General features: G+C 52.3%; 10 protein-coding genes. 8 read left to right on the top strand and 2 right to left on the bottom strand.

What is annotated here, in order from left to right:
- Window positions 1-36 precede the first annotated feature (36 nt).
- The 3 genes from ACYVC2_RS12110 to ACYVC2_RS12120 all read left to right on the top strand — a co-directional run bounded on the left by ACYVC2_RS12110 (window position 37) and on the right by ACYVC2_RS12120 (window position 6,145).
- Window positions 37-852, top strand: a complete 816-nt coding sequence (locus ACYVC2_RS12110; protein ID WP_461102690.1) for a hypothetical protein — start codon at window positions 37-39, stop codon at window positions 850-852.
- A gap of 131 nt (window positions 853-983) precedes the next feature.
- Window positions 984-3,161, top strand: a complete 2,178-nt coding sequence (locus tag ACYVC2_RS12115; protein ID WP_461102691.1) for a hypothetical protein — start codon at window positions 984-986, stop codon at window positions 3,159-3,161.
- A 14-nt stretch (window positions 3,162-3,175) separates the two neighbouring features.
- Window positions 3,176-6,145: a PVC-type heme-binding CxxCH protein gene (locus ACYVC2_RS12120; protein ID WP_461102692.1), complete on the top strand. Its 2,970-nt coding sequence runs from the start codon at window positions 3,176-3,178 to the stop codon at window positions 6,143-6,145.
- 400 nt (window positions 6,146-6,545) lie between these two features.
- Here the strand turns inward: ACYVC2_RS12120 and ACYVC2_RS12125 are convergent, their stop codons facing one another.
- On the bottom strand, window positions 6,546-10,583 hold the full coding sequence (locus ACYVC2_RS12125) for a two-component regulator propeller domain-containing protein (protein WP_461102693.1): 4,038 nt from the start codon (window positions 10,581-10,583) through the stop codon (window positions 6,546-6,548).
- 92 nt (window positions 10,584-10,675) lie between these two features.
- Here ACYVC2_RS12125 and ACYVC2_RS12130 point away from each other — a divergent pair, with 92 nt between their 5' ends.
- The 5 genes from ACYVC2_RS12130 to ACYVC2_RS12150 all read left to right on the top strand — a co-directional run bounded on the left by ACYVC2_RS12130 (window position 10,676) and on the right by ACYVC2_RS12150 (window position 20,569).
- Complete coding sequence (locus tag ACYVC2_RS12130) at window positions 10,676-13,966, top strand: SusC/RagA family TonB-linked outer membrane protein (RefSeq protein WP_461102694.1); 3,291 nt, start codon at window positions 10,676-10,678, stop codon at window positions 13,964-13,966.
- 9 nt (window positions 13,967-13,975) lie between these two features.
- The gene (locus ACYVC2_RS12135) at window positions 13,976-15,475 is read left to right on the top strand and encodes a RagB/SusD family nutrient uptake outer membrane protein (protein ID WP_461102695.1); all 1,500 of its coding nucleotides are present in this window, start codon (window positions 13,976-13,978) and stop codon (window positions 15,473-15,475) included.
- Between the two features lie 241 nt (window positions 15,476-15,716).
- The gene (locus ACYVC2_RS12140; RefSeq protein WP_461102696.1) at window positions 15,717-16,751 is read left to right on the top strand and encodes a GntR family transcriptional regulator; all 1,035 of its coding nucleotides are present in this window, start codon (window positions 15,717-15,719) and stop codon (window positions 16,749-16,751) included.
- Between the two features lie 9 nt (window positions 16,752-16,760).
- The gene (locus ACYVC2_RS12145; protein ID WP_461102697.1) at window positions 16,761-20,189 is read left to right on the top strand and encodes a VCBS repeat-containing protein; all 3,429 of its coding nucleotides are present in this window, start codon (window positions 16,761-16,763) and stop codon (window positions 20,187-20,189) included.
- Window positions 20,190-20,356: 167 nt separating this feature from the next.
- Entirely contained in the window at window positions 20,357-20,569 is a 213-nt protein-coding gene (locus ACYVC2_RS12150; protein ID WP_461102698.1) for a LytTR family transcriptional regulator DNA-binding domain-containing protein, read from the top strand.
- A 586-nt stretch (window positions 20,570-21,155) separates the two neighbouring features.
- On the opposite strand, the gene ACYVC2_RS12155 is transcribed toward ACYVC2_RS12150, so the two are convergent.
- Window positions 21,156-24,389 (bottom strand): histidine kinase dimerization/phosphoacceptor domain -containing protein, encoded by a 3,234-nt coding sequence (locus tag ACYVC2_RS12155; RefSeq protein WP_461102699.1) that lies wholly within the window; start codon window positions 24,387-24,389, stop codon window positions 21,156-21,158.
- Between the last annotated feature and the right edge of the window lie 28 nt (window positions 24,390-24,417).

Genomic DNA, 24,417 nt, shown 5'->3' on the forward strand with positions numbered 1-24,417 from the left:
TTAACTGAATTGGCTTCCCGTGAGAAAAATCCAATATTGAAGCGTCATTTTGAGTCGGTTGCCCGAATGAGTCTGGATTCCACACACGGCTTAAAACCCACCGAAGCCAACTTAAAAGCAGTCGCCGGAACGCTGTCGTTTTTCCAGCATGAAGGCGCTGAATGGGCAACGTATCTGGAAGGTACCCGGCCCCTTATTATGACGTTTACCTCAAAAACCGATGGCCGAAATAGTTACTACTGGCTCTTTTTGCCCAAAGGGTTTGCGCCTGCTACAGCCACGTTTCCATTCTACCTGGAATTGCACGGTAGCGGTGGCGGTGTGAATAATTCGCCCTGGATGATGCTGTATGACTATTTGCAACCCAAGCCAGCCGGGGCAACCGCGCAAATGAGCCGGCGGGAAGGGTTCATGATTCTGCCCTGGGGCCGGGGCGACAAAGGCTACAGGGATGTAGCCGAGTCCGATATTTTTGAGTGTATGGCTGATTTCGACGCTATGTTCAAAACCGATCCTAACCGGCAGTATATCTATGGCTTCTCGATGGGCGGTGGAGGGGCCTTTCGTATTGCTCAGAAATCGATGAACCGCTGGGCGGCTGTGGGCATGTACTCGGCGGCTTTGGGGAAAGATGTGACCAGCAACGAAGCGGTCCGGTTTAAGCAGACACCGGTCTGGATGGTGTGGGGCGAAAAGGAGTGGCTGAATGTAGAAAACCGAAAACTCAAAGACGATTTCCTGAAAGCAGGCGTCAACCTCTGGTGGAAAGAAATTGAAGGCGTAAGCCATAGTTATCTGGGTGAATACCAGACGCTGTTGATGGATTGGTTACAGACAAAAGCAAAGAAATAAGCCCTGGCCAATCCACATAACCATTATAGAGTAGGACAGAACGGTTTTCTGGTTAAGGTAACTTGCCATCGTTTGGCCTTGCGGTATGAGCCGACACGCCCGATACTTCTCGTTTTGCTTCCGCTATATCAATGAAGTTCGTTTTATACATAATCCTCTGGCTAAGTGGCTCGTTTCTCCAGGCCCAACCGCCTAAATCGGCGGAAGTAAAGCCATTGAATGGGCGGCCCACGCTTTTTGTGAACGGAACCCCTCAGGCACCGGCCTTTTATGCACTGACCCATGCTTACGGCGGACGCTGGTCGTGGGAAGAAGTGCCCGCCCGAAATATCAATAATTTTTGTCAGATCGGTTTTCGACTGTTTCAGGTCGATCTGTGGCTCGAAGATATCTGGCACCAGCAAGTCGATACGCTCGACATCCGGAAAGCGCAACGACAGGTTCGGGGTGTACTCGACCAGTGCCCCGAAGCCGGTGTTGTCATCCGTATTCATGTGAACGCGCCTTTCTGGTGGAACAAAGCCCACCCCGATGAATGCACCCAATTTGCCGATACGCCCGTCGATACGACCCTGAAAGCGGGGCCGCCTTTTCATAACGAAGAACACGACATTCATGCCGCCCTGCGGGCGAGTCTGGCGTCGGCCAAATGGAAGCAGGAGTCAGGTCAGAAACTGGTGGAACTCTGTCAGAAACTGTCGAAAACGCCGGAGGGGAATGCCGTCATCGGTATGCACGTAGCGGGCGGCATCTACGGCGAGTGGCATTATTGGGGCTTTATTGACCATGATCCTGACACCAGCCCGGCCATGACGACCTACTTTCATAGCTGGCTCACCCATAAATACAAAACCACAAAAAACCTGCAAAAAGCCTGGCAGTCCACCAGCGTTACGCTCGATAATGCCACCGTGCCTAACACCGCCGAGCGGCTAAAAACGCAGGATGGCTTTTTTAAAAACCCCACGCAGGAGCAGCGCACCATCGACTACTTTACAGCCCAGCAGCAGGTAGTAGCCGACGACGCCATCTATTTCTGTAAACTGGTCAAAGACACCTGGCCCCGGCCCATCATCACCGGTATTTTTTATGGCTACCTGCACATGACCTTCAACCGGCAAACGGTGGGCGGCCATTTATTCATCAAACAGGTGCTCGACAGTCCTTATATCGACTACCTGTCGGCGCCCCAGACGTATTGGCCCGATAGTCGGAAGGCGGGTGGTTCGGGTAATTCACGGGGTATTATCGAATCGACACTCCTGCATGGAAAACTCTGGTTCGATGAAATTGACAATGGCTATCTGTTCAAAAATGATTTCGAGAATATCCGCTATACATCGCGCTACGATACGACCTACGCCAACATCATGAAACGATGTGCGCTACTGCCACTCATGCGGGGCATTGGCTTCTGGTTCTATGATTTCGGTCCACAGAAAGGCTTCGGCTGGTGGGATGATCCGAACTACCTGGCCGCTATGAAAGCCGAGAAAGCACTGTTCGAACAACGCCTGACGGTGCCTTACCAATCCGAAGCCGACGTACTGTATGTCTGGAGTCAGGATGTGTTTTATTACCTGAAATCGGCTCCGCTGCCCATTACGGTAAACGTCCTCGACCATTCCATTGAGCAGGCCATGCGCTCAGGAACGGTGGGCGATCAGGTGTATGATTTCGACCTCGACCGGGTTAATCTTGATCAGTACAAGGCCATAGTGTTTATGAACGTCTACAAACTTACCGATACTCAGCGGAAATTCATTCAGGAGAAAGTCGCTAAAAACGGGCGAACCCTGATCTGGAATTACCTGACGGGCTACACCAACGGCGAGCGGCTGGACCTGAACTTCGTAAAATCGCTGTCGGGGTTACAACTGGAACGGACCACGGCCAATAAAGCGCCGGTTGTTAAGTTTCTGAAACCGGATTACACCTACAAATTTAGCGGTCCCGTTGAGCCGTTGGTGGTGGTGAATGATAAAACGGCTCAGCCAGTGGCTGAGTTGGAGGGCACCCATCAGCCGATCATCGCCCGTAAACAGGGCAACGGGTTTACGACTGTTTTCTGTGGTCTGCCGCTCAATGGGACCGATGGCTTCCGGGAAATTTTCAGGCAGGCGGGTTGCCATATTTACAATGAAAAGAACGACTTCACCTACGCCAACTCGGGTTTACTACTCTTGCACACCAAAGAAGGAGGTACCCGGACCATTCAGTTGAAAAACGGGAAGTCGATTCGGGTGCCGCTCGCTCAGGGATCGACGGTGCTGATGGATATGAAAACGGGCGAGGTGATGTTAAAGTAATGAACAGTGTTAACATGAATAGAAGGTTATTCCTTGCCTCAGTAGCTGTTGTATCGCTGGTATCCGGGTTTGTCAACGTACTGCCCGAACCGCACGATCCGCGGTTGGCGCTGGCAACGATGCACGTACCCAACGGATTTGTGGTGCAGCAGTTTGCCGCCGAACCGTTGGTGACGAATCCGACGAACATGGAAGTCGACGAACGCGGGCGGGTTTGGGTAACGGAGTCGCACAATTATGATGTGGCCCCCGCCGAATTTGATCGGAAGGGAGATAAAATCGTTATTCTGGAGGATGTGAACGGCGATGGCCGGGCCGACAAGCGAACGGTTTTCTTTGAACATCCGGGCATGAAAGCACCGATGGGGCTTTTGCTGGCCGAAGATCGGGTAATTGTTGCTCAGGCGCCTTATCTGCTGGCCCTCTTCGACACGAACCACGACGACCATGCCGACCGGGTGGATACGCTGTTCTCGGGGTTCGGTCAACGGGACCACGGCATTCACGCTCCGTTCTGGGGACCCGATGGTAAGCTGTACTTTTCGATGGGCAATCATGGCGGGGAGGTGCTGGACAAACACGGAAAAGCGGTACTGGACAAGGCCGGGAACCCGGTCAATGGCAAAGGAAACCCCTATCGGAATGGCTTGATTCTGCGGTGCAACCCCGATGGGAGCGAGCTGGAAACCATTGCCCACAATTTTCGGAATCACTACGAACCAACGCTGGACTCGTACGGGGATCTCTGGGTAACTGACAATGATGACGATGGAAATGAATCGGTCCGCATCAATTATGTCATGGAGTACGGCAACTATGGCTTCAGTGATGAAATGACCGGGGCCGCCTGGACAACCTCTCGCACCAATCTCGAAAAAACCATTCCCGAACGCCACTGGCATCAGAACGATCCCGGCGTTGTGCCCAATGTGCTCATTACCGGAGCAGGCTCGCCAGCGGGCTTTTGTTTTTACGAAGGCAATCAGTTTCCGCCCTTGTATCGAAATCAGCCCATTCATGCCGAAGCACTGCACAATGTTGTCCGGTCGTATATAACCAAAAAAGCCGGTGCAGGCTATCAGGCTACGATTCAGAACGTGTTGAAAAGTAGCGAACAATGGTTCCGACCCGTCGATGTGGCCGTAGCCCCCGATGGGTCGGTGCTGGTGGCCGACTGGTACGATCCCGGCATTGGCGGTGGCACGGCGGCCGATGCCAACAAAGGCCGGATTTACCGCGTCAGTTATGGCAACAACCGCGCTTATCGTTCGCCAGCCTATCGTCTCGATACACCCGAAGCCGCCACTAACGCCTTGAAAAGCCCCAACTGGGCTGCTCGCCGGAAAGCCTGGGTAAGTTTATTGAAATCGGGACACTCGGCTGAGCCTGCTTTGCAAAAACTGTATCAATCGGCCAACCCGGTCTGGCAAGCCCGCGCTTTGTGGCTACTCGCCAGGCTGGACGGCAACGCAACGACACACATCGCTACGGCCCTTCGTAATTCTAACCCTGACATTCGCATGACGGCGCTGCGAGCCGCCCGGCAACAAGTTCCTTTTCCGTTTTCGGCCTGTGCGCAGCTGGCGAATGACCCCGCCCCAGAGGTTCGGCGTGAATGGGCCATTGCGCTTCGATTCCTTAAAACAACCGAAGCCGCCGAATCATGGGCTACCCTGGCCATGCAGTACACAGGGCAGGATCGTTGGTATCTGGAGGCACTCGGTATTGGCTCCGACCTGAATGCCGATGCCTGTCTGGCGGCCTGGCTTCGCAGGGTAGGCAGTACCTGGAATAGTCCGGCGGGTCGCGACATTGTCTGGCGTTCCCGTTCGGCAAAAGCCATGCCCATGCTGGTGCAACTGATCCGGCAAACCCAGAATGTTGACGAGACAGCACGGTATTTTCGGGCTTTTGATTTTCATACATCGGCTACAAAAAACGAAGTGCTGACCACTCTCCTGACGGATACCCGGCCTGCCGTTCAGCAGTTGGCGCTGGAGCATATGGATGGCGAAACGGTTGTGCGGACACCGGCCCTAAATCGGGCACTCGAAACGGCCCTGGCTACCGCCGGACAAACAGAAAGTTACGTTCGGCTGGTCGACAAGTTTAAACTAACCGACAAACGCAGCCAGTTACTGAATTTGGTCTGCTGTTGCGCCACCCAACAAACCGGCGTGGAAGCCATGCAGTTGCTGTGGAAGTTTGGGGGGAAAGACTACATACGTAGCCAGATGAAAGACGATTCAACCGCCCTGCCCATTATGACGGCCCTCAAAGGCAATGGGAGTCCTGATGTGCTGACGTTGCTGGCCGAGGTTATGCTGGATGAACACCGCCCCGTCGAACTCCGTAAAACCGCCACCCGCCTGTTAGGCAGCAGCTGGGTAGGAGAGCGGTTTTTGCTGGATGAGGTCAGGAAAAAAACCTTTCCCGATGTTCTGAAACCGGCCGCCAGCAGTGTATTGTTTGGTGCCTTCCGGAACGAGATCAAGCGCGAAGCGGCCGAGTTTCTGCCCAAACCAGCCGGTAAAAATGGCGAGGTGCTGCCTCCGGTTTATTTGCTTGTGTATGAAAAAGGCGTGGCGAGTAAAGGTAAAATCGTTTTTGCGGAGAACTGCCAGACCTGCCATCGGGTAGCACAATCGGGGGCTCTGTTTGGCCCTGAACTATCAAAAATTGGGGCTAAACTGCCGAGAGAAGGCTTGTTTCGGGCCATCTTGTATCCCGACGAAGGCATTAATCATGGGTATGAAACCAACCAGATTAAAACTCGCGATGGGGGGCAGCTTATGGGGTTGATCGGCAGTGAATCTACGGATGAAGTAGTTCTGAAACTGCCCGGTGGGTTAACGCAAACGATACGGAAGGCCGATATTCAGTCGAAAACGCAGACACCCCAGTCCATGATGCCCTCGTTCAGCGAAGCCCTGTCGAAACACGAACTGGTCGATCTGGTCGAGTATTTGAGTACCTTGAAATAGTGAGAGAATTGTGAAAACAGGGCTATACTATACTAGGCCTTGTCATGGATTGAGGTGGTGTCAGTTTCTTAAAACTGGCAAGTGAGGTTTCTCAAAACCTTGTTTAATTAACGTGAATTATGGGAGATTTACGAGTAGAATTATACTAGTTTTTTGTCATCCCGACGCCAGGAGGGATCTTCGGCAACGGGTTATTTACCGAAGATCCCTCCTGGCGTCGGGATGACAAAAAATGATACTATAAATAGCTGACAATTAGTTGATAACTTCGGGGTATATCCATTATTCACGTTAGTTACAAGCATATCCAGTAGGTTTTAAGAAACCTACTTGGTCCGTTTTAAGAAACTGACACCACCCTGTAGAGGCTCTAACGGTTCCCAAGAGGCCCAATAAGCAATCAAACCCTCGCCAGATACTCCTGCGGGGCTTTGCCGAACTCTTTCTTGAAACAACGACTGAAATAAGCCGGGTCGTTGAAGCCAACCTGCCAGGCCACTTCCGATACGTTGTAATGTCCGCTTTCCAGCAATTGAACCGCTCGTTTTAGCCGCACCTGCCGGATAAACTCCGTACCCGACATATTGACGATGCTTTTCAGCTTGCGGTAAAACTGCATGCGGCTCATGTTCATGGCTTCTTCGAGCCGTTCGGCGTCGAAGTTGGCGTCGTCGATGTGTGCTTCGATGATGCCAATCGCCTTCTGAATAAACTGCTCTTCCATAGGCGGAAGCTGAAATTCAGATGGAGAGGCCAGTAACTTTTTACTCCATTTCTCGCGGAGTAACTGGCGGTTCTGAATCAGACTTTTCACCTTCGTTTCCAGGATAGCCAGGTTAAACGGCTTGGTCATGTAATCGTCGATACCTGTCCCGAACGCATTGATCTGACTCTGATTGGCCGACCGGGAAGTCAGGAGCAGGAACGGAATATGGCTGGTTTTTTCGTTCGTACGAATCGCCTGACAAAGTTCGGTGCCGTCCATTTCGGGCCCGGCCTGAACGGGCATGAGCCAGTCCGACAGGATCAAATCGGGAATGTGCTTTTGTGCCATCGAAATAGCCTGATGTCCATTGGCGGCCGTTAGCACATGATAGGTGGAAGCGAAACTTTCTTTGAGATACTGCCGTAGCTCCTCGTTGTCTTCTACCACCAGCAAAATAGGGAGGGATTTTCGGGGCAGCGAAACGACCTGTTCGGCAACCATCATAGGCAGAATGGGCTGCGCTGACTCGGTTGCGTAATCGGCTGGCTGTGAGAGCCACTCGACGGGGAAGGCCTTTTCATGGAGGGGCAAGTGTACCGAAAAAGCCGTGCCTACGTTTTCGGTGCTCTCTACGGTAATGTGCCCCCGGTGCAGTTCGACCAGTTCGCGGGTGAGTGCCAGACCGATGCCGCTCCCCGTTTTTTTCTGGGCGGGCTGGTCATTCGCCTGGTAAAACCGCTCAAATATATGCGCCTGTGCTTCGTCCGATAAGCCAATACCCGTGTCTTTAACCGTCAGTAATGCATTTTTTTCGGCAGGGTCAATGGTCAGAGACACGCGGACCTCTCCGCCCGAGGCCGTGAACTTCAACGCGTTCGACAGCAGGTTATACACAACTTTTTCGACGATGTCGGGGTCAAAATAGCCATCGAATGCATCGAAGTTCGTCTTAAAAATCAGGGCAATGCGTTTGCTTTCGGCCAGTTCATCGAAGTTCTGGACAATTCGCTCCACAAACGGAACGATGTCGTTCCGGCTAATATCGGGTTGCAGACTCTGGTTTTCCAGTTTTGATAAATCCAGCAGTTGATTGATCAGGCGCAACAGGCGCTGGGCATTCCGCTGAATAGTCTGGAACTGGTGTTGAAGCCGGTCATTGAAGGTGGGTTCGGCAATTAGCTTATCCAGGGGCGTTAGAATCAGTGTCAGGGGCGTTCGGAACTCGTGGGAGATATTGGTAAAAAAACTGGTTTTGGCATCGTCCAGCGCCTTGATCGTATCGGTTTCAAGTTGCTTGATACGTAGGTCGGCTTTGAATCGCTCCCGAATCAGGATAATCCGACGCAGGGCATACAGCGCGAGCAGAAACAGACAAGCATACAGCACATACGCCCACCAGGTACGATACCAGGGCGGCAGAACGGTTATCTGAATCGCTCTGGGCAGACTCCAGGCGCTGTTGCCAATAGCGGCTTTGACCAGAAACGTATACTCACCTTCGTGTAGGTTACTATACGGTGCCGACCGTTGCGAACCCACGTAGTTCCAGTCAGTGTCAAAGCCTACCAGTTGATAAGCGTACTTGATGTTTCGGTGGGGCAGGAACGAGAGGGCCGTAAAATCAATCGTAAATACCGATTGAAACGGTTGGAAAATCAGGCTGGTAGCATCGGTCAGGCTGATTTTTGTTGGCGCGTCTTTTTCGGTTGGGCTAACCGGCCGATTGAATAATTTCAGGTCCGACAGATAGACGTTGGGCGGGGCTGTTTTCTGCCGCACCCGCTCGGGCTGGAACAAAACCAAGCCCTGCATATTCCCGAAAGCCAACTCGCCAGAAGGAAGTTGAGCACTGGCATCGGGTAAAAATTCTTTTCCAATCAGGCCGTCGCTCTGGTCGTAATTTTCAACTACGTTCGTGGCCGGGTTAACACAGGAAATCCCGCCATTGGTCGAGAGCCAGAGGTTATGGCTCTGGTCTTCGCTAATGCCCGCGATGTAGTTGTTGGCCAGCCCATCTTTGGTTGTGAAGGAGCTAAACTGCTCGGTTTGCGCATTAAATTTCTGCAACCCACTGCCATTTGTACCGATCCAGAGTCGTTTCTGGCTATCTTCGTACATGGTCGTGATACTGTTACTGCCCAGTGTTCCGGTGCCTCCCCGCGTGAAATGGCGGATTTGGCCCGTATTGGGCTTCCAGCGCAACAAGCCCGAATTGTAAGTGCCAATCCAGAGGTTCCCGGTTGCGTCTTCACAAAGTGTATTGAGGTCCAGTTTCTGAAAAAAACCTGCCAGCGGTTCGGCGTTGACCCGTTGTAGCTGGTTGGTTTGCTCATCGAACAGATAGAGTTCCCGCTCGTGGGTGCCAATCCAGATTTTGCCCGAGGCTGCCGTTGCAAAGGCTTTAACCGACTTACTTTTCCCTGGCAATAAAAACGGTTTAAACAGCCGTCTCACAGGATCATACAGGCAAAAGCCAGCCGTCCAGGTGCTGATCAGTACGTTGCCTTTGGGCGTTGTAAACAAGGTGTTGATGTCATTGGCGGCCAGGGCTGAGTTGGCCATTGTATACCGTTGAAACTGCTTCCGGTTGGCCGAAATCACGGTCAATCCTTTCGTTGAGCTCGCCCAGAGCTGTCCCTGGCCATCGAGCGTCACGGCCGTTACCCGGTCGGTCAGTAAGCTTTGGGGGTTATAAGGCTGATGCCGGAACGAACTAAACCGTTCGGGTTGCGCATATACAATGTTGACCCCGCCCTGCCAGGTGCCAATCCAGAGATTACCGGTGGCATCGCAAAGTGCTTTTTTCAGGGCGTGCGTACTCAGGCTGTGTTCATTCTCACTGTCCGGCAGAAGGTACTGCCGGTTGGCGCGATCGCCCTGCGGATAAAACCAGGCTCCAAAATCGGTAAAAACCCATAAGTTACCGGCCTTATCGTCCACTACATCAGTAATAACATTAACCGTTTCATAGGCTTTAGGGCTAATTAACTCCCGCCGAAACGTCTTTTGCTCCGGGTCAAACTCAAAAAGCCCTTCGCCATGGGTACCGATCCAGAATCGACCCTGATGGTCTTTTTTGATAACATTTATTACCCGGTGATGGGCTTCTACGTTGGTCGGGAATGGGATTGCGTGGGTTGTTATACTTCCCGTCTTCGGAGAAAAAGCCAGTAGCTTTCCCTCGTTGGTGCCCATCCAGAGCACGTCCTGCTTATCGCGATATAAAGCCGTTACCGACGTGCCGATACGTGGATCTTTCCACCGGCCAACCTGTTTCCTGGCGTAATCATAATAAAACAAGCCCTGATCGGGCGCACCTATCCATAATCGACGATCTACTTCGGCAAAACAACTGATGCTGACCTGCTCGGTCTGCCCGTTTCCGGCATCAAGCTGAAAATGCTCAAAGGTTTCCCCATCCTCCCGAAGTCGGCTAAGGCCGTTGTTGCGCGGACCCACCCAGATGGTATTGTGGCTGTCGGCATAAACCGCAGCAATGTTGCTGATGGGCAGGCTGGCTGGTTGACCGGGTTGGTTTCTGAAAACCGTAAAGCTGTAGCCATCATAGCGGTTCAGGCCATCGGAGGTCGCCATCCAGATGAAGCCCTTTTTGTCCTGCACGATGTTCCAGACTGTGCTTTGCGAAAGTCCGTCGGCCGTTGTCAGATGCTCAAACGCAACCTGGCCATAGGCTCGTAACCCTACCAAAAGCAGAAAAAGTATCCGTTTCAACGCTGACATACCTATGACAGAATAGGACAAAGGCATCTTCTAAAGGTACCAATTTTAAACGCTGAAACATAAAATTTTGACTTTAGTTTACTATGAATCGACTTTACCCGAGCCCCCGAACACTGCTTACGGTAGTGGTGCTGCTCCTGTTTTTTGGCGGGGCATTCGCCCAAAGCCGTACGCTGAAAGGTAAAATACTCGACGCGGGCAATAACATGCCTCTGCCGGGGGCCAACATTGTTTTGGCAGGTTCCGTGCAGGGAACCACCAGCGATGCGAATGGTAATTTTAGCCTGTCTGCCCCGACTTCGGCCCAGCGATTTGTGGTTTCTTTCGTTGGCTATCTTCGGAAAGAAGTGCCCATTACCAACGCCAGCGACTATACTATCTCCCTGACCGCTGAAGAAGGTTCGCTGAGCGAGGTGGTGGTGATTGGCTACGGTTCCCGGGAAAAGAAAGACCTGACGGGCGCTATCTCGACGGTATCGTCCAAAGAGATCAGCAAAAGTATTGCGCAGGCTCCCGAACTAGCTATGCAGGGCCGGATGGCGGGCGTGTATGTATCTACCCCCGGTGGTAGCCCGCTGGCCCGGCCACAGGTTCGGATTCGGGGGGTGAGTACGTTCGGGAATGCCGAGCCGCTGTATGTTGTGGATGGTATCCCCTTAACGGAATACGGTTCCGGTTCAGACAACGCGTCGGGCTCTATTACGCGCGACATCCGGGGAAATGTAAACGTGCTGTCGATGATCAACCCCAACGACATTGAGTCGATGTCTGTTCTGAAAGACGCGTCGGCAGCGGCAATCTATGGGGTGCGTGCTGCCAATGGTGTCGTGCTGATTACGACCAAAAAAGGCGTTAAAGGCACGCCTAAGGTCGATGTGTCGATTTCGCACAGTATCCAGAACGTGACAAAAACGCTGAAGATGCTGGACGTGAACCAGTTCACCGCCTTATACCGGGAGGCTTATGCCAATAATCCGAACGAAGCCAAAAATCTGCCCGTTCAGTTCGATCCGGCCAATGCCGCTTATTTAGGCAATCGGCCCACCACGGACTGGCAAACGCCCCTGCTGAATAAAAATGCACCCAACACCGATTACAGTCTTCGGATATCGGGTGGCAACGATGCGACCCGCTATTATGTGTCGGGTGGATTCACCAATACGGAAGGCCCATTGATTTTCAATAACCTGAAACGGTATTCGATGGCAACCAATCTCGATACGAAGGTTTCGAAGTACGTTTCGGCGGGGCTTACCTACCGGCTTGCCTATTCAGAGGCTGTCGATAAAACGCCGGCTGCTTTGCAATATGCCGCCGACACCTCGCCCTGGCAGGCTATTTATGATCCGAATGGCCCGCAGGGTTATGCGCCTGCGGTCAATGTGACGTTTAAGCCGAATCCGGATTTAGGCTCGGACGTTGCCTCGCGCCCGCTGTATTTGCCGGCTATTCCGCCTAAGGTCATTGATGCTACAACTCTGCTGTGGGGCCCCGAAACCAACAATAACATCTACGGCGTTGCGGCTACCACCGACCGGACCTATACGTTACTGCGTAATATGGGAACGGCCTACCTTCAGGTAGAACCAATAACCGGCCTGAAATTTAAAGGGACGCTCAGTGCTGACTGGTATTACAACCGCCGAAACGACTGGACGGCCACCGAAAACTATTTGTTCCTGCAAAATCCGGGTAATCCCTATACGGTGGGCGATGGCACGTCGAAAGGCACGTATGGCGAGCGGCACACGCGCAACTCGAACATTGTGAAAGAGTTCAGTATCAACTATACCCATGCCTATGGCGACCACCACATCGACCTGCTGGCCAATGCGATGGATCAGCGGTATGTGTATGAGTTTTTACAGGGCGGTGCCTCGCAGATTCAGTTTTCACAACCGGAGTTTCGCAGCCTGACGAACGTACAGCCCTACACCAACGCAAGCTCCTTCCGTGAAATCAACGCGCTGCAGGGGTATCTGGGCCGGGTGAGTTACAATTATGCAAGCCGGTATTACCTGGATGCTACCGTTCGGCGGGATGGGGCTTCCCGATTTGCCCCCGGCTACAAATGGGGTACGTTCCCGGCGGTTTCGGCAGCCTGGCGAATTAGCGCTGAACCGTTTATGAAATCGGCTACGTTCGTCGACGATCTGAAAATCCGGGGCGGCTGGGGCAAGCTGGGTAATCAGGAAACCCGTTCGTTCGCTTACCTGTCCCTTATCTCCGATGCGCCCGACTATGCCCTTGGTTCGGGGAACGGAAACGGCATTGGAACCCTGCTGAATGGCGTCTCGCTGCCCGATTTTCCGGTGCAAAACCTGACCTGGGAAATCGGTAAAACAACCAGCCTGGGCGTTGACGGCTCATTTTTTAAAGGCAAATTGACCGCTACGATCGAATACTACAACCGCTTAACGTCCGGCATTTTGCAGGCGGCCAACTTAGCGGCCAGCGTGGGAAACCAGAACCAGCCCATTCTGAACATCGCTTCCGTTCGGAACAGCGGCATGGAGTTTCAACTGGGGTATAATGGTTCGGTAGGTAAAGACTTCCGGTATACTCTCTCAGGAAACCTGACTACGGTGAAAAACCGGGTTGAGTCGACCTTCCAGAACTTACCCTTCGGCAACGAATTTGGGCGTATTGAAGTGGGTCAGCCCATGAACTACCTCTGGGGCTATGAGAAAGGGGGCATTTTTCAGAACCAGGCCGAGATCGACGCCTGGAAAGCTAAATACAGCGACGCCACCAATAACAACAACTTTGCGCCGGGCGATATGTACTTTAAGGATGTTTACGGCAACCCGACCGAAGCCGGACAAACGGTTTCACCAACCCCCGACGGTAAAATCAATACCAACGACCGTACCTTTCTGGGCAGCACGATTCCGGGCTATTACTATGGCTTTAATCTGGGTGGCAGTTACAAAAACTTCGATTTGTCGATCTTCTTCCAGGGGGTAGGGGATATCTACCGCTACAATGGCTGGCGGGCAGCGGGCGAAAACATGAGCAGCACCGGCACCAACCAGTGGACAACCACATTGAACCGCTGGACTCCCCAGAATCCATCGACCACCATGCCGCGAGCGGTGCGTTCGGACCCGGCCAACAACAACCGCTTCTCCGACCGCTTTGTGGAAAGTGCCGCCTTTTTACGCCTGAAGAACGTACAACTCGGCTATACGCTTCCTTCGTCGGTAACGCGTTCGCTGGGCTTTATTAATGGCCTGCGGGCGTATGTGGGAGCGACCAACCTGTTTGTGATTACGCCCTGGACGGGTCCCGACCCGGAAGATATCGACCGGGGTGGCACCGACCTGATTCCGCCGGTACGTTCCATTACGATGGGTGTTTCTGCTTCTTTCTAACTCCTGAACATGAAAAAATACTCGATATTCCTTTTGCTGACGGTCGTTTTTACGGCCCTGTTTTACGCTAGTTGCAGCGAAAAAAATCTTGACCTGCAACCTCTTACGCCCACAGAAGCATCGTACTTCACCGAGGAGAACGATTACAATAAGACCATTCTGGGGGTTTATGCAAAGTTGACGGATTTCTATTGGTTTAACGCGGGTTCGCCCATGCAGGGCTTCTGGCAACTGCCCGGCGATGACATTACCTCGACAGGTACCTACGCATTCGAAATATTCGGAACCTTACAACCGTCAACCGATGATAGCCGGAATTTTTACCGGATTGCCTATCAACTTGTTAACCGGGCTAATATCGCTATACAGAAGCTAGACGAAGAAAAAGGGGTAATCAAAACGGCCAATCTGAAAAACAGTCTGCGGGGCGAAGCTCTCTTTTTGCGAGCTTACACCAATTTTCTCCTCTGGAACTACTACGGAACGGCCCCGCTCGTTACGGAGCGTATTCAATCGGCCGATAAAATCACGCCACCCAGTTCAAAAGATACCGACCTGCTGGATCAGTCCATTAAGGACCTGACCGATGCCGCTTCGTTGCTGCCTGCCACCTGGGATGCCGGAAACCGGGGCCGGGTAACCAGTAATTCCGCCAACGGTTTATTGGGGAAAGCGCTGGTCTTTCGGGGATCGGTGAAGAAAGCCGCAGCCGACTATACTGCAGCCATTGCGGCTTTTAACAAGATAACGGGCGTGAGCCTGGTCCCGAATTTCAACGATAATTTTGATGTAAAAACAGAGAACAACGCCGAATCGCTGTTTGAGTTTCAGGCGTCTCAGCCCGATTTTGATAACGTCTGGCTTGCTAACGACTTCCAGCGAAATGGGGTAGGTTCCACGTCGACGTTCTGGGGCTGGTACGAAAACTCCCCGCAGTTGAGCGGTAAAGCTCCTTTTATCGCCACAAAAAAACTAGCCAGTGCCTTTGAAACGGGCGACCCCCGCATTACCTCGACTTTCGATCCGAAGACACTCCAGTTTTATAAGTACTGGCATACGGGCGATCAGAAATCGCAGTCGGGAGTAGCCTCGGTCAACAATCCCCGTATTCTTCGCTATGCCGATGTGTTGCTCCTGAAAGCCGAGGCTCTTCTGGAGTCGGGTGGGTCAACGTCCGATGCCATTGCGCTCATCAACCAGGTGCGCACCCGCGCCCGTGAAACGGTGAAAGGCGGTACCGTACCGGCCAATTTCGCTACGACCGAAACCGACAAAGCTAAAATTTCCGACTGGGTTATGAATGAACGCTTCCGCGAACTGGCGGGTGAAGAAGGCGCCCGCTGGCTCGACCTGCGTCGCTGGCATCTGGGTGGCAAGATCAACCTCAGTAGCTGGGACTGGAGTTCGGCCCGCACCGATGTGTCGTTCACTGTCAAGAATCTGTATTACCCGATTCCCGACATTGAAACGAACCTGAACCCGAACGTAGTCCAGAACCCGGGCTATTAGCAGGCATGATAGTATTAGGTTTAAATTCATATAGCCCGGAAACGCTGTTTTCGGGCTATATTCTTGAAAATCGCTTCAAAATGAGCCTGTTGTGCAACTAACGTCCAAGTTTTTGCACAAAACATCCAACTCGCTCTTTCGGCCACCAGCTACCTTCGTTCTGTTTTCCAGCTCATTTTTCTACCCGTAGTACGGCGATTGAACATTGACTGGACATGACAGAACTCAAACCGGAAAACATATGATTGGGGAAACCACTGTTAAACGAGCGGGCTTTCTGCGCATTGACGATAAAGAGAAAACGCCCAAATTTTTGCAGATCGTTAACGGAATCATATCCCAAATAGAGGTCGGGGCTTTTAAACCCGGCGACCGATTGCCGTCCATTAACGAAACCAGCGCCGAATATTACCTGGCCCGCGCTACGGTCGAGAAGGCCTATTGCAACTTATTGAAGAGCGGCTATATCACATCCCTATACCGCAAAGGTTTTTTTATTGCCAGCGGCAAGACCTTGAAACGGGTTTTGTTTCTGACGGGTCAGCTCAACGAGAGCAACCGGGCTATTGTTAACGCCGTCAGCGCCCAGCTTGGAAAAGACTATAAAGTAGACATTTATGCCTACGAGTACCAACGTAAGTACCTCTATGATAGCCTCGAAAATCAGGCGGGTAATTACCATTATTTCGTTCTGATGCCGCATCACCTGGCTGAAACCGACGAACTGAAAAAGGTCTTGAAGAAGATTCCGATGGAACGGCTTATCCTGCTGGATGGCTCCAGTACGGCCCATCCACGAAACTGTGCGTCGGTATGTGTGGGCAGCGGAGACCAGCTCAGGAGTGTGCTGGAGCAAAACGCATTCCTGTTCCGGAAATACAAAAAACTGAATTTTGTCACGACAGATAACGAGTACATTGCTGCGGATTGGTACAGTGCCTTTTTTGGATTTACTGAAACATACGGCCTGGAGGGTCGGGTACTGGATTCGGTCGAGGAAGCTCCGCTTCAGAAAGGATCGGCCTATTTGCTCTTTGATGAGGATGCGCTGGTAACCACCATTCAGGAAGCCAACCGCAACCGAATGGTTCTGGGACAGGATGTAGGCATTGTTTCCTTCAACGATGCCCGGTACAAGGCCGTAGTAGCAGGAGGCATTTCGGTGATTAAAACGGATGTGTCGGCAATTGGGCGAAGCCTGAGCGATATCATCGGTCAAAACCGAAAGCAAAGCGTTCGTATTCCGATGCAGTTCATTCAGCGAGGGTCTTTATAAGCGTTACCGATGCGTCCATTTCTTCTACTACTGGTTCCGGTGTTGGCTTCTCTGGTGTGGACCACCGCCCGTAAGCCATCAGCCCACAAATTATTCAATCGACTCAGTTCGTCGCAAACCGGTATCACCTTTGCCAACCGGATACAGGAATCCGACTCGCTGAACGTATTACAGTTCGAATACCTCTATAATGGGGGTGGCGTGGGCATCGGCGACTTTAATAACGATGGTTTCCAGGACGTTTTCTTCACCGGAAATCAGGTTTCCTGTCGGTTATATCTCAACAGGGGAAACACGCCCGAAACGCAGCTTCAGTTTGACGACGCAACCCAACAGGCGGGAGTCACCACAAAGGCGTGGTGTACGGGCGTAACGGTGGTCGACATTAATCAGGACGGCTGGCAGGATATTTACGTGAGTGTAGCCGGTTTCGATCAAGACACGACCCGACGGGCTAACCTGCTGTTCGTCAATCAAACACGAGCGAAGGGGAAGCCTGTCCAATTTCGGGAAATGGCTCGGGCCTATGGCCTGAACGATATGGGCTACAGCACCCAAACCGCTTTTTTTGATTATGACCACGATGGCGACCTGGATGCCTATGTACTCACCAATGCCCTCGACCGCCAGAACCGCAACGCCCTCCGCCCCAAACGGGTGAATGGCGAGGCTCCTTCCAACGATAGATTGTACCGGAATGAGGGTAAGGGCCCAGCCGGTCATCCTGTTTTTACCAACGTAACGCGCCAGGCTGGCATCTTGACCGAAGGCTATGGGCTGGGTATTGCTATCAGTGACCTGAATGGGGATGGCTGGGAAGATGTGTATTGTTCCAACGATTTTTTGTCCAACGACCTGATCTGGGTGAATAATCAGGACGGCACATTTACCAACCACTCAGCCGACTACCTCAACCATCAGACGCACAACGCGATGGGGGTCGATATTGCCGATTTTAACAATGATCTGCTGCCCGATATTATGGTGGTTGACATGCTGCCGAATACCAACGAGCGGCAAAAAATGATGGTGCCGGGCTATAACTACGACCGGTTTCGCATGGATTTACAGATGGGCTACCAACCCCAGTTCATGCGCAATACGTTGCAGTTAAATAGGGGAGGAAAGGAGGAAGGAGACAAGAGGGAGGATGGAGGGAACCGAGGTTCATCGCCTTCCTCCCTTTTTTCTGAAATCTCCCAGTTGGCGGGTGTTGACAAAACGGATTGGAGCTGGGCACCGCTTTTTGCTGATTTCGATAATGACGGCTATCGGGATCTGCTGATTACCAACGGCTACCGTCGAGATGTAACAAACCTGGATTTTACGGCCTATCTGGCCGATCTACACGCGGGCGGTTTCGGCGATAGGCAACAGAAAAATGCCAAAGCCTATCAACAGCTTAAGACGCTACCCGAGGTAAAACTGCCTGACTTCTGCTACCGAAATCGGGGAAATGAGGGAAGTTTAACGTTTGAAGACGTATCGGAACAATGGGGATTCGATGCGCCAAACTTCTCCAACGGAGCTGCCTACGCCGATCTGGACAACGATGGCGACCTGGACATTGTAATCAATGCCATTGACGACGAAGCCTTTGTCTATGAGAACACGCTGGAGCAGCCGAAAAAAGAGGAGCAGGCCGATGAAAAGAATGCGTGGCTTCGACTTGCTTTCGACCGGAATCCGGCGCAGGGCACAAAGGTTAACCTCTATTACGGTGGTAAGGCACAAACCGCTGAATTTAACCCAACCCGAGGCTATGTGTCATCGGTGGAGCCTTATCTTCATTTTGGGCTAGGGAAAAAGTCGATCATCGATTCAGCGGAGGTGATCTGGAATGATGGTCGGTATCAGGTTTTGAAAAACGTTACGCCAAACCAGCTGATTCATGTTGCGTATCGACCTACAGGCACGTATACTCCCCGAAAGTCTTCTTCCCAACCAACTTTTCAGGAGATATCGGCTACTGAAATCGGGTTGGATTATGTGCATGTCGAAAGTGAGTTCAACGACTTTGCCCGAACGCCTTTACTGCCCCATAAGCATTCTCAGAATGGTCCACCCATGGCGGTCGCCGATGCTAATGGCGATGGGTTGGAGGATGTCTTTATCGGGGCGGATTTTGGTCAGAAAAGCTACCTCTACTGGCAACAGCAAAACGGACGTTTCCGAAAGTCGGAGCTGCCCAAACAGGCCAATCAGGAAGATACCGGTGCCTTGTTTTTCGATGCCGATAACGATGGCGACTCCGATCTGTACGTTGTTAGTGGGGGAAGTCATGCCGAAGGGGCATCGACGGCTTATCAGGACCGGCTTTACCTAAACAAAGGCAATGGCAACTTTGAGCTGAACCAACAAGCCCTGCCTCCAATAGCCATCAGTGGTTCGTGCGTGCTTGCCTGCGATATAGACCATGACGGTGACCTCGACCTATTTCGGGGTGGGCGACTCAATCCGGGAAGTTATCCCATGCCGGTTAAAAGCTATTTGCTGAAAAACGAAAACGGTCATTTCGTTGATGCAACAGCTCAGCTAGCTCCTGAATTTCAGGCAATTGGTCTGGTCACGTCGGCTGTCTGGGCCGATTTTGATCGCGATGGCTGGGAGGATCTCGCACTCTGTGGCGAATGGATGCCCATTACGGTGTTGAAAAATAATCATGGAAACCAATTCACCACCGAGCCATTCAGGCATACGTTCAATCAGTCCGTCGCACAGACCAATGGCTGGTGGAACACCCTCGTTACTGACGATTTCGACAAAGACGGCGATATGGACCTAATGGCCGGTAACCTGGGGCTAAACACCAAATATAAAGCCTCACCTGATAAGCCCCTTGAACTGTATGCCGCCGATTTTGATAAAAACGGCCATATCGACCCTGTACTAACTCATTATATGAACAACCAGCGGTGGCTGCGAGCCCCCCGCGACTTACTGACGTTTCAAATCCCATCCATGAAACGACGATTCCCTGATTTCAACTCATACGCCAGAGCTACCGTTGAGAAGTCGTTTACGAGTGAGGAACTCCAGGCCGCCTATCATCTCAGCAGCACCGAATTCCAGACCCTATACTTCGAAAATACAGGTCAGGGCTTCAAACGGCATCAGCTTCCCGAGGAGGTACAGTTTGCTCCAGTAATGGACATTCTGCCAGGTGATTTCAACCAGGATGGGCATATGGATGCCCTGCTTATTGGTAACTCTTACGCGTCTGAAACCATCGGCGGCTGGCACGATGCATCGAAAGGGACCCTACTGGTAGGCAACGGAAAAGGGAGCTTTACAGTCAGACCAACCAGCGGGCTTTTGGCCGATAAAGAAGCGAAAGCCATAACACGCATTCGTCGGCAGGATGGATCAACATTGGTGTTGGTTGCCAATGTGGGCGCGGGGTTAAAAATCTTCCGGTATTTATCGGACGCTGATTGATTGGCAGCTACTGATTGGCTTATGGCTGAGTTTCGCAAACAAGCGTGTTACATCAACGGGTCTTTGAATCCCCTGGTGTTCCTAAAACAGCCTCCTCAGCGGGTGGGCTAAGAGCTACCCGCTGAGGAGGCTGTTTTAGGAACAGTACTTTTAAATCAATTTGCTCCATGACAAAGCCTGATACGCTAAAATTACCGGGTCTTGCTCCGATGGCGCTGAGCCAGGTACTTTACCGACAAGGTGCCGGCAACTACACGATCGTTCATCCGCGAACGGGTCAGCGTCTGATGCTGACCAGTACCCTGCGGAGGATGCAAACACGAACCGGCTTCTTACGAATCCATAAATCGTTTTTAGTCAACCCATGCCATATTCTGTGACTGACGAAAGGTCCGGCCCGGCAAGTCAAAACCATTCAACTGCCTGACGGGCTGAGGCTGGCGGTATCCAGAGGCCAGTATGAACAAGTGGTGCCAGCAACTTGAACGTATCAATCCCAAGCTAATGGGTCAATACGATTTTAGCCCAAGTTGACGGCCCGGCTGACCAATCCCTACTTGTCTGAAAATTCACCTCGACTGGTTTTTTGGTTGGCCTGCTTCCTGCTTGGTGTTAGGAATGGCTTTTAAAGTACAATCGGTAGGTTATCTTCGGCTAGCTTGGCTAGCTTACTGAGCCGGTCACACGTCGATGGCACGGTGGATCCCTATTGATTTGACCGACGTTTCTATGGACGTTTTTTTATAGCTTCTAGAAATAATCTAAACTACTATATACTAGTGAATTGTGTAGAAATTTGACCAGTTAAGCCACCTTTTTAGTGGTCGGAAACGGCCAGCAGGAGGAGACGAAAAGGTACGGGAATCAACAGGTCCGTTACAGAACAAAAACGACCCCAATCGAAAGCCGGAAATTGGTTGCCAGAGAAGCAAACGGTCGAAGACAGGGTTCTGATTTTGACTGGACTTAGGTAATGGCTGGCCGGTTGAAGCGGAGTTTGACCAACGTCCCATGCTGGTTTTCGTAGGTCAGCACACCATCGAGCTGGCGGGTAAGCAGTTCCACCAACTGGGTGCCGAAGCCCGTTTCTTTGATGGCTTCCACAGGCTGTTTACCGATACCATTGTCGGCTACCATCAATAGCAACGAATCGTCGCCCATCCGCGTCAGGCTGATGCGAATGGTGCCACTGTCCTTACCGATAAATGCATATTTAAGCGAGTTCGTGATTAACTCATTCGTTATCAGACCTATGGAAACCGCCGTGTCAATATCCAGTACCAGTTCGGGCATCGAACAGACGATGGTGATACGACCGGCCGCATCGAATGAATCGAGAATGCTTTCGCCTAGATTGTGAAAATAATCGCACATTTCGATAGCTCCTAACTGCTTGCCCTGGTAGAGTTTCTGGTGGATGATGCCCATACTCTGCACCCGGTTTTGACTGGCCTGTATGGCTTCCTGTACGTTGGGGTCAGTAACTTTAGCCGATTGCAAGGCCAGCAAACTCGACACCACTTCCAGATTATTCTTGACCCGGTGGTGGATCTCTTTCAGCAGGAGTTCGTTCTGGGCGTTTTTCTGAGCAATCTCGTCGCGCTGGTGTTTAATGACGACGGCTTCCTGCAGGGCCAGTTCGCGGGCCTGTTCACGCAGACGGACCTTCAATAAGTACCAAAAGCCGAGTAGCATCAGCAGCGCATAAGCCGAATAGGCCCAAAGACTTTGCCACCAGGGTGGGCTGATGTGTATGCGGAGGGGCGCCAGATTTGTCCAGATTCCGTCGCTATTGCGGGCTTTCAGGTGGAACAGGTACGTTCCCGGCTTCATCTGGGCAAAATCGACGGTGTTTTTCAGGCCAATGTTCACCCATTGTGGCTCGTCATTCGGCCCGGTCAGGGAATAGGCATAGGCACGACTGCTGGTGTTGCGGTAATCCAGCAGCGCAAATTTTAGTTCTAGGGTGTTTTCCCGGTGCGACAGTGCCAGTTCATTGGTTCGCCAGCGATCCGGGGGCATGGGTCGCATGGTTTGCGCGCCGTCGGTGTCGAAGCTGGAAACGCCCACCAGTCGCAGCGGTGATGAGGCTTTAGGAATGATGTGGATGGTATCGTTTGGCCCAAACCGCCGTAAGTTGTTCTGGCAACCGAAGTAAATCTCGCCGGTAGTGGCCAGTGCGGTAATGGGCGTGGAGTAAGCCGAGTTGCCTACAAACTGCGGAAACGTGGTTACGCGCTCCGTAAGGGGGTCGATACAGGATACCACCTGATTCTGGTTGAACCAGATTTTGCCGGATCTGTCGAGGGTAGCGTGGGCAAAATAATCGTCCGTGAACCCGTCTGCTGCACTATATTTTTTGAATCGTCCTGTTTTGACCGAAAGCTTCTGTAAGGGAGCCGAATATCCACTCGTTATCCACACATCACCTTGCTTATCAATCACGGGCGCAAAGGTGTAGTTGCTGGCCAGTCCGTAGGGGTCGCCTTGCCGGAGTACAAACCGCTGCACTTGCCGGGTTCGTTTGTTTACCCGACTAAGCCCATGAGCGGCTCCGCACACCCACACCGTGTTGTGGGCATCGACCGCAATTTTCTGGAGCGTGTTCGAGAGTAAACTGTTGGCGTTGGTGGGATCGTTTTTCCACTGTTCATACGTATTCACCAGCCCCGTCTCAACCGATAAGCTGCCCTTCGGAATGCGGAAAAGCCCCTGCCCCCAGGTCGAAATCCAAAGGTCACCATCCCGGTCAATAACTGAAGCGATGGCGTTCGGGATCGTCTTACTCCCGGCCTTATCTAAACGGACGGGTATGAGCTGGCTCGTTTTTTTGTTGTATACGAACAGGCCAGCCTCCGCACCAACCAGCAGGTATGGATCGTAGTCGGTTCGGGTCGAACCTGGCAGCGTGAGGGTGAAATAGGTGAGGGCTTGTTTTAAGACAACCTTCATCTCATTCTGGACCGGATTATAGCGAATCAGGCCCAGATCGGTACTGATCCAAAGGAAGCCTTCCGAGTCGGGCATGAGGGATTCCGTTACGGGTCGGGCCAATCCAGGCCGGGTCGGAACGGCACCGGCGGAGTTGCTCAATTTGGGCAGTGGAATGTTGGGGTGGCGTTCCTGGCGGGGGTCGAAAAAAAGCGGATTTTTGTCGCTCGCTCGCTCCAGCCAGATTAACCCCTGTCCATCTTCGTAGAGGGTTACAAACTCCTTGAGTTGTTCCCCATTGCTGATGGCTACGGGTGTGCAATGCTCCACGACGGTCCGGTCGGCTGAAATGCGGAAGATGTCGTTATCGCAGCAAAGCCAAAGCCGCCCCGCCCGATCTTCCAGAATCACATTTGGAAACGGAATGGGTTTGCCATCGGCCGTTCGACCATCGAACCAATTGATTTGCCCGGTTTTGGGGTCAAAAACCCGAAGCCCGGTTTGGTCCGGGACACCCATCCAGATCAGGCCCCGACGATCTTTGCAGAGGCCGTTAATTACATTGAGGCCATCGGTAGCGTTGATGACGGGCACCCCTGATTTGTTTACAGTCGGAAAGCACCGCCAACGGTTACTGGTTCGGTCAAACTGCTCGAAACCAGCTGTTGTACAAACATAAACATAACTGGGTGCCACCAGAATGGGCGACAGCGGGTTGCCCTGCAACTGCCCTGCCTCGCCTGGTTTGGGCAAGAAACGGACAGCGCTGCCTGTTTTGGGGTCGAACCGATTCATGCCATAATCGCTGCCGATCCAGAGATAACCAGATTCATCGCGTTGAAGAAACCGAAGCTTATCCGACGATAAACTGGTTTTGTTGGTGGGCAGGTGTCGAAAATGGGCCACGTTGCCGGTTCGCTGATTGTAGGCATTCAGGCCCCCGTCGCGGGTGGTTATCCAGAACGTGCCTCGCTCGTCCTGAATCATATCCGCCACCCGCGCCGAGGAGAGGGAGTTCAAATTCGCCGGATCAGAGTGTACCGTTACGATCTCATGGCCGTCGTACCTGTTCAGGCCACTGCCGCCAACGAACCAGAGAAATTCGTCGCGGTCGGTAAAGAATCGATTGATGGTTAGTTGATTCCGGTTGCGGCCCAGCGTCTCTTTGGGAGGTTCGTCGAAGTAAAGCACCGTGGATTGTGCCTGCCCGGCGGACGCGGACAGGCACACTAGCAGGAGGAGCCACCCAAAAACAACGCATCCATTCATGTTGACCTGTTTGTTAGCCCAAGCTACT

The organism is Spirosoma koreense, from assembly GCF_054777875.1.